Below are 935 nucleotides of genomic sequence, written 5' to 3'. Positions count from 1 at the left end.
CTTATCACTGAGACGAGGTCGTCCACCTTTGGGGGAAGGCTTGACCTGCGGAATCAGTGGCTCGATGCGCTTCCACAGCGCAATAGGGATCTCGTTGCGACGTGTCATGCCGACAATGTTGCCGCCGACTCAACAAAATTCAAGGGTTTTGTTATCGGCTCTTAGGTTCGACTGAGGCCACTCCGGGGACACGTCGTGTCATGATGTCGAGGATGCGCCGGAATACTTGCGGATGACGTTCATTCATGTATTGCGCAACTAGTGGTAAGTTGTCGCCACTTTCCGACAAGTGTTCAGAATCGCCAGTGGCTTCCTTGCGCCCTCTTGCTGCATTGATATGAAAATCAGAAACGTGCCAGTTCTCGATTAATTGTCGGAAAGCGTTTGCAGCCTTGAAACGCTCAAATTGTCCAAGCCCCTTGATCGCTAGGGTGTCAGGAGACACTTTCTGAATTTCCCTGTCCAGTTCCTCGTCCGGTTTCTTGAAGTCCTCTTCGTTGGTGATGGCATAACCTTCACCCTTGGAGAAATTTAAGAAATGATAGGGGCTGCCATAGCGCGCACGTTTGTAACGCAATAACTCCCTTTGCACGATGGGAGTGCCGGTCTCTTCGCCAATCTCGATTGAGTAGGTGACCAGTCGCTCTACGCCGGTTATTTCCATTCGGTACTGCAGTTCGATCAGGATAGAATCGACTGTAGGATCACACCCGCGGCTTAGAACCTCCCGGAAACGTCCCCGCTTGTCCAGTGCTTGCCTGACGTTTCCCTTTAGGGCAACGCTGATCAAGCCCCGTTCCCGCGTTTCGCGGGAGGTTGGATGCACATAGACGATGGGGCGCGTAGATCGCTTTGCCCATTCAGGGCAATCCCGGTGATCGAGCGGTCTCTTTGGCGGCTTATGTACTTCATGCTGTATTTATGCAACATTGGGT

General features: G+C 52.3%; 1 protein-coding gene and 1 pseudogene. Both read right to left on the bottom strand.

Annotated features, from left to right (window positions below; translation table 11 throughout):
* Positions 1-108: pseudogene (locus XAXN_RS22300) on the bottom strand (IS5/IS1182 family transposase); the annotation flags it as partial.
* Positions 109-151: 43 nt separating this feature from the next.
* Positions 152-790, bottom strand: coding sequence for an AAA family ATPase (locus XAXN_RS19970; RefSeq protein WP_245149974.1), 639 nt, complete (start codon positions 788-790; stop codon positions 152-154).
* Positions 791-935: the final 145 nt, after the last annotated feature.

The organism is Xanthomonas axonopodis (genome assembly GCF_001304695.1).
Classification (GTDB): Bacteria; Pseudomonadota; Gammaproteobacteria; order Xanthomonadales; family Xanthomonadaceae; genus Xanthomonas; species Xanthomonas axonopodis.
This window is presented reverse-complemented; position numbering and strand designations above follow the sequence as displayed.